The following is a 6,573-nucleotide window of genomic DNA, read 5'->3' as shown; positions in this document are numbered from 1 at the left end:
CGAACCGAGCGAAGCGAGCTCGGCAAAGTGAGCAGCGGTAAGTCGGCGAAGCCGGTGCCGCGGATAGCGAACCTTTGCCAACATTCGAAGTGGCGGTGGGGGAAGAAATGCAACACGCACCGCGTCCAGCAGGACGCTAATCGGAGCAAATAGGTGAGACTCAAATGGTTTCACATGCTAAAGTTGAGTAATAAAGTACAGTCTTTTTTTTGGTGTTATTTTTTTTGCTCATTAGATTTTTTTTTATACTTTTGCATTGATTTCCTGAAAACAATTTAGACAACGTGTCTAAAGGGTTGAAGTCCACGCCAGGTTGAAGCGGTATTTGTGTTCATGCAACATGAAACGGTGGAAGCGGGTATGGGCGGGAGACGACAATAATAAATGGAAAGGCGTTTGCAAGCGCTTCTCTTTCTACACTCCAAACTTCGAACACTTGGATTATTCAGTGGAAAGAATAGCAATGGCAGATGTCCCGGGATGTGTTTATACCGCATCTCCTTTTTGTACATGCACTACGATGAACTTCACCGCATAAAAAGGTGGGGTAAGATGTGTATGTATATAGGAGTATGTACAACATCTGGCGTGGGCTTCGGCATTGCTTATCTTACTGAATAGGCAAGTTCGAAGGCCCGGAGTGTGAGATAGGCATTTGCACGATCTCACGCTTCTTTTGTTTATTGTTGTGGGCTTAACCTAAATTTTTTTATAGTCCTATAGGGGGTCGTAGGGCAAAGATAGAGACGAAGACTCTCATGAAGAAAAAAATTATTTTTACTTGTGCACTTGCGTTGTGTAGCTCTCTTGGTGCTTTAGCCCAGATTCAACGCAGCGAGTGGACTGCTAGTCCGCGCATTACCACCGACAATCTTCTTTATACCCTAGGAATTGGCACCGCAGTGCAGTTAATCGACAACGATTTTGCCGAGAGCCACAGTTGGCTAATTCCTGACGTACAGTACACGGCTAATGTCGTTCAAAACCTGGAGTTTGCCAACGGCAAGGCGACAATCTATCCCCAAGCCTTTGGCTTGAGCCATTGGGACTGGAAGATGAGGCGATATTCTGTCGGGTACAATGTTGGGTATCTTTCTCGCATGTTCCCATTAGGATTCACCGCAGGTGTTGATTATGTGCAAGACGGTTATGATGTTTTGATGCCCGAGGCTACCGAGCGCACCGAGATTGTCAAGCGCATGGTAGCTCCATATGTGACATTGCAGATAAGACTGCTGAGTTATGAAAACAGGAACTACAATATTGTTCTCGACATGGGCTCGGCTTATAATTATGCTTTCCATTATCACGACAACACCATCAATGATGCTAAGGCCGTGAACAACGGATTCACAGCTATTGGCTCAATTTCTTATTACAACACTCATTCACACATCAAAACCGGAATAAAGTACGAGCATGCGTTGTATGATTTTTACAACAAAGATTACTTGCACGACGGTGTCTCAGTATTTGCTGGTTCAAAATCCTCTTTTGGCTCATTATCAGGCTTCTTCACCAAAGCATTCTAAATAAATTATGAATACAAAATCTTTGTTATATTGTATTGCTGCCGCACTTCTAGGTTGTGCAACGCTAGCAGGCTGCAATTCATTACCCAAGAGCAATGCACGGAACGGCATCAAGTATCAACAATCAACTGTTGCACATCCACTCGGCGACAGTATCACATCTGTTATAATTAATGCCAAGAGCGTCAAGTGCTCACTCATTGCCAAGAGCGACACCGTGCCTCAAAACAGTGTTATAGAACTGTCACAAGAGAGCAAGGCTATTTTCCTGTATCTGTTGTGCCAACCAGTCAACTTCCAGACCGATAAAATCGTGTATGGACGTTTCATGCCCTGGACTCGCTTCACATGCGCAAAGGGTGGCAACAAGGTGGTTCATGTCGAGTTTGACTACAGCCTTAAAAAGTGGCGCATTCTTGACCACCTGTGCAACACCATTGTCACTGGCGACACTGGCACTAACAATGAACAACTGATGCTTTTTGCACAAGAACTTTTCCCTCTGGAACCCAATTTGAAACTTTTGTCTAACAAATCTACCAAATAATATATGAAAAAGATATTAGGACTGCTATTAAGCATTTTCATCCTCGGTGCGGCACAGGCACAAACAATTCACTGGCTCACGTTTATCGACACTACCGACAAGAATGTGGGAAGTTGTGATGTGATGGGTCGCGACATCCTGTACGGACACTTCATCAATGAGGTGAACGCTTCCCTCGCTCCGATGGGATACAAGGTATCAACTCACGACATATATGGCACTGCACTCTCGCCCGAGAGGTGTAAAAAAGAGGTTGAGAGCCTTAAGGTAACATCCCCCGACGACATAATCGTGTTTTACTACATCGGTCACGGTGTGCGAGCTTTTCAGGACGAAACTCCCTACCCCCAGATGTGGATGGGACAAGTTAACCCAAACAAGTGTATACCTCTGCAATGGGTTTTCAACCAGTTGAAAAGCAAGGGTGCACGACTAAATGTAACCATAGGCATGTGCTGCAATAACGAAGATTATGTGAGTGCCAAGACGCACCCTACCTTCTCGGTCAATTATGCCTCACCACAGATGAGCGGGAAAAAAATCAAACTCATACAAGACCTTTTCCTGGGAGCTAAAGGCAATGTGATTGCGACATCGGCATCGCCCAAGCAGACATCGGGGGCCTATAACATCCCATGGTATAACGACAATGTCCTTGACATTTACACGGCAACACTGTGCGACATCTTTGATGAACTCGAAAAAATCAATACAAACTCAATCACATGGGACGTTCTGTTGACTGCTATGAGTCGAAAGATTGACTACATGACCGATGGCGAACAAACTCCCATTCATAACACATTCCTTGCAAGTGCTGCCGTTCCAAGCGAAAAGACCCCCGAGGTGCCACGAGAAGAAACCGTTAAAAAGGCAAAGGATGTTGAAAATGACGAGGAAGTGGACGATAGCAATCTCAAAGATTCACTAAGCGAGATTTTTACTGCACTTGTCAATCCCAACAATCCTATTGCTAAGCGTGTAGAATTTGCTAAATTATTTGAAAAAGAGTTTGCCGACAAAGCAGTGGTGCGCAACATCTCGCAGGACGGCAACATCGTGGTAGACAAGGAAGACCCCGAAACTTTCCTGGGCCGACTCGCTACCACTAACCGCATCCTCTATGTCGAGGTAGTGGATATCCAGCTCTCCGAAAATGGCATTGAGAAACTCTATGTGAGAGAAATACATCATAAACAATAAATTTACTTGACATGAAAAGAATAGCATTATTATTGATTTCTGTTCTTGCCTTGACAACTATGCTCTCGGCACAAGACCTTAATAGCCCTAAAGTGAAAAGCCAAATCCAGATTAGGGCTACACAAAAAGTGGACCAACTCAACAGCAACATTTCTTCTATGGCCGATAAGGATTACAATCGTGACGAGCGAATGTATTTCGCCAAGGCTGCCAAGAAATTGTTCATAGCCAATTGCGAGGACTTCTATGACTATGAGGCACGAAAGAACGTCAAAGGTGTCACCATGGAGGTGACTTCTCGCTATCGCAAGAGTGTCAACAAGATATTGATGAGAAATTATTTTACCCACATGGTTGACCTCAAGTACACCGATGTGGAAATCACATCGAGCGACATTGCCAGCATGAAGGTATCTAACCCCCAGAGGATTTCAGAGAACACTTTTGTTTGCACCGTTCAGTTTGACCAGGCTTTTGTGGGCTACCGCGACGGACGCGCTGTGTATAAAGACATCACCACCAAGCGCGTGAAGTGTTACATCGACATCGAACGCACCGAGGCTGGCGATGAATATATCGTAAGGCTGGGCAACACTTCTGCAATAGCCACTAAACCCTATAACTAAACCTGTACCCAACACCCAATTTTAGGTCATTAATGGGGGCGCTGGAGAATGTGTGCCCCCATCAATTTCATTAACACTTTATGAGAAAAGTATATTTATTTGTCTTGTACGTGATGTGTTGCGAAGTTGCGTTCGCTCAGGTAATGATTCTAAGCGATTATCTGCAAGAGGAACGTGTAGGGCTTGTTGATGAGTTTTTTGAGCGATTCAACAAGCGCGACACAATAGCCTGCGATTCGGTTTCCATTGCTCAGCGCAAACTGGATGTGGCAAAGTTGTTCGACTTCACTATGTTTACTTCTGATAAAGACCCTCGCATTGCACAGGCTTATGCACTGATTGACTCTGTGGTCGATAATTCCTTGACCATTTCTTACGACGATAGTGATTGGACTGCTGTTGCCCGATGCAAGTGCTCCCTTAGTGGCAAGCCCGTTGACATCGATCTTTTCCTGAACGTGGAACAGCGCGGTACAGGCATGTACAAGTGGGTCATTTCAAGTGTGTATGGGAAACTGTTTGACACTGCCCCCATTAGCAATAGCCCGATGCTCATGATTATGCCTGATGCCCATGAAACTAATTTCATGGAACTGGGCGAGGTCACTGCCAATCAACCCGAAAACATCTCACGCTTCATGGACAAGGACTTTGGCTATGACAACCGTTCGGTTTTTGTTTATTTAGTGCATTCGGGCAAGTTGAAAATACAGCATGTCGAGGATCTTGAATTTGTTTTCACGCAAGTGCCTGGCTGGGTTTTCTCTATCAAGTATCATGACCGACAGTCATCTAACTCGGGTTGGCTTATCTCTCAGTTCGTTCCCAAGCCTGCAGCAGGTGAGTCTCTGGTTGAGTGGTATGTCTATGGTCATGGAAAGGATAATAGGTCTAAATCAAAATAACATCATATATGCATGAAAAAAAGTAATATAATTATTTTTATTGCAATGCTCGCCTTTGCTACTGCAGGTGCAAGAAATCGTGTAGCGACCTATGAAATCCAGGACCTTGAAGCCGTGCGACAATACAAAAGCGCAATGGAACAGTGGGTCTCAAGCAAAAGCCCGCTAGACCTTGAAAAGATTGATAACCTGTTTTCGGGACAAAAGATTAAGTGTCGCATTAACAATGGAATGACACAAGAGTTTGTCAAGCATGGGCAGTTGCGCAAGGTCGATGACAAGCAACTCCAGTCACGTAGCATGACCGATTTTATCATGGCTATCGAGAAACTAAGGAAAAACATAGTGATAAACTTTTCCGAGCCTAGAATCGAATATGGATATAGCGAGCCCGAGAGCATTGACCCCAAAGATGTGGAACAGTCACTCACATTCGTCAGCATGAAAGTAAAAGTGAGCGGTGCCTTTGAATACTCCGGGACTGATTTACTACTTGTCAGGGAAGGAGAAATCGTTCAGATTGTGTCTGACGACTCATCACTGCCCAAGGCTTTTGCGTACTATCACAACAAGCAGTACGATGATGCGTTTAGGGTTTTCAGGAATATGGCCTACGCAAACCCTGTAGAATTTATGGCGCAGTACTACACAGCATTGATGGAGCTTCACTGCAAGGGCTGTGGCTCACTTAACAAGCAAGTGCGCGATATGGAGTGTGCATGGTGGATTGGGCGAGGAATTGTGGTGAACCGCGTCAGTGACAATGACGTCCGGATGGAAAATCCTTACATAGTAAAACTGGCTAACCTATCTAAGTATGTGACAAGTTTCGACAAACTCCCTTATTACAATTCTCATGGACGAGGTCTGGCCGACGCAAGCATGCGGTGGTGTGTAGAGAAACTTGTAAAGGACGGGCTGATGGTGTATAAAAACAAAAACAACAGGTATGGATTCATGAATGAGCAGGGCAAAATCGTGATTAAGGACGAGTACAAAATGGTGATTCAGTTCAACAACGACGGCCTCGCCTGCGTGCAACAGGACGGCTTGCTTGGGTTCATCGACAAGACGGGCGCGGTGGTTGTGCCTGCGAGATACAAGTCTATTGCCATGCAGTTTGTGGGAGGCAAGACTCTTGCCGTGAAACCCGATGGCACTCTCGTGGTTGTTGACACCACAGGGCAAGAACTCAAGGTGCTGGGAAAAGGTTTTGAGCAAGTGCTGCCATATTATTTTGACAATGCTTTCTGTGCCATGCACTCATTTGTTGACAATGAAAAGAACAGGACATATTACTGGTATGATACCCAAGATGATTATCCCAAGAGCCAGACCAGTTATGCCTATGTCATCTCACACACCACTGGCTATTTTTTGAGCCAGTCGGGCAAACAAGAGCCATTCCCGTGGTAAAAACTAAACATAAAACAGAAAATCATGAATAAAATTATAATCACTTTAGTGTTAACGTTCGGCCTCGGTTGCTATGCCATGGGGCAAAGCGAGCCGGTCGAGGTCAATGAGTACCAAATCTTCTATCCTTTACTGGAAATCGAAGACCTGAGTAGCCTCACGTTTGACAACGTGGACGAAAAAGTCTCAGCAATAAAGAACTCCCACCTAGTGTCTCGCGACACATTAAGTTATGAAGAAATAAAATGGAAAAAATTCACTCTTGACCTGTCAAATGAGAATTACACTTTCATGGGGAAAAAACTGTGTGAATGCTATTTAAGTTTTAGTTTTGGTGGCAAGGG

At 44.7% G+C, this 6,573-nt stretch carries 7 protein-coding genes; all 7 read left to right on the top strand.

Translation table 11 applies throughout. The features are described 5' to 3' along the window. Window positions 1-758: 758 nt before the first annotated feature. Window positions 759-1,532 (top strand): hypothetical protein, encoded by a 774-nt coding sequence (locus tag ACKI3C_RS08325; RefSeq protein WP_407403947.1) that lies wholly within the window; start codon window positions 759-761, stop codon window positions 1,530-1,532. Between the two features lie 7 nt (window positions 1,533-1,539). Further along, complete coding sequence (locus ACKI3C_RS08320; protein ID WP_407403945.1) at window positions 1,540-2,079, top strand: hypothetical protein; 540 nt, start codon at window positions 1,540-1,542, stop codon at window positions 2,077-2,079. 3 nt (window positions 2,080-2,082) lie between these two features. After that, the gene (locus tag ACKI3C_RS08315; RefSeq protein WP_407403943.1) at window positions 2,083-3,282 is read left to right on the top strand and encodes a caspase family protein; all 1,200 of its coding nucleotides are present in this window, start codon (window positions 2,083-2,085) and stop codon (window positions 3,280-3,282) included. 11 nt (window positions 3,283-3,293) lie between these two features. Beyond that, window positions 3,294-3,908 carry a hypothetical protein gene (locus tag ACKI3C_RS08310; protein WP_407403941.1) on the top strand — a complete coding sequence of 205 codons (615 nt, stop codon included), beginning with the start codon at window positions 3,294-3,296 and terminating at the stop codon, window positions 3,906-3,908. An 80-nt stretch (window positions 3,909-3,988) separates the two neighbouring features. Continuing rightward, complete coding sequence (locus ACKI3C_RS08305) at window positions 3,989-4,813, top strand: hypothetical protein (protein ID WP_407403939.1); 825 nt, start codon at window positions 3,989-3,991, stop codon at window positions 4,811-4,813. A 12-nt stretch (window positions 4,814-4,825) separates the two neighbouring features. Next, window positions 4,826-6,229 (top strand): WG repeat-containing protein, encoded by a 1,404-nt coding sequence (locus tag ACKI3C_RS08300; RefSeq protein WP_407403937.1) that lies wholly within the window; start codon window positions 4,826-4,828, stop codon window positions 6,227-6,229. 24 nt (window positions 6,230-6,253) lie between these two features. Next, on the top strand, window positions 6,254-6,573 hold a 320-nt coding region (locus ACKI3C_RS08295), incomplete at its 3' end, for a hypothetical protein (protein WP_407403935.1).

Origin of the sequence: Sodaliphilus sp. (assembly GCF_045598405.1) — a bacterium.
GTDB classification, from domain to species: domain Bacteria; phylum Bacteroidota; class Bacteroidia; order Bacteroidales; family Muribaculaceae; genus Sodaliphilus; species Sodaliphilus limicaballi.
This window is presented reverse-complemented; position numbering and strand designations above follow the sequence as displayed.

What these genes read in the sequence shown, in the direction of transcription:
- ACKI3C_RS08325 (WP_407403947.1), top strand. Translation starts at nt 759, where the DNA reads ATGAAGAAAAAAATTATTTTTACTTGTGCACTTGCGTTGTGTAGCTCT.
- ACKI3C_RS08320 (WP_407403945.1), top strand. Translation starts at nt 1,540, where the DNA reads ATGAATACAAAATCTTTGTTATATTGTATTGCTGCCGCACTTCTAGGT.
- ACKI3C_RS08315 (WP_407403943.1), top strand. Translation starts at nt 2,083, where the DNA reads ATGAAAAAGATATTAGGACTGCTATTAAGCATTTTCATCCTCGGTGCG.
- ACKI3C_RS08310 (WP_407403941.1), top strand. Translation starts at nt 3,294, where the DNA reads ATGAAAAGAATAGCATTATTATTGATTTCTGTTCTTGCCTTGACAACT.
- ACKI3C_RS08305 (WP_407403939.1), top strand. Translation starts at nt 3,989, where the DNA reads ATGAGAAAAGTATATTTATTTGTCTTGTACGTGATGTGTTGCGAAGTT.
- ACKI3C_RS08300 (WP_407403937.1), top strand. Translation starts at nt 4,826, where the DNA reads ATGAAAAAAAGTAATATAATTATTTTTATTGCAATGCTCGCCTTTGCT.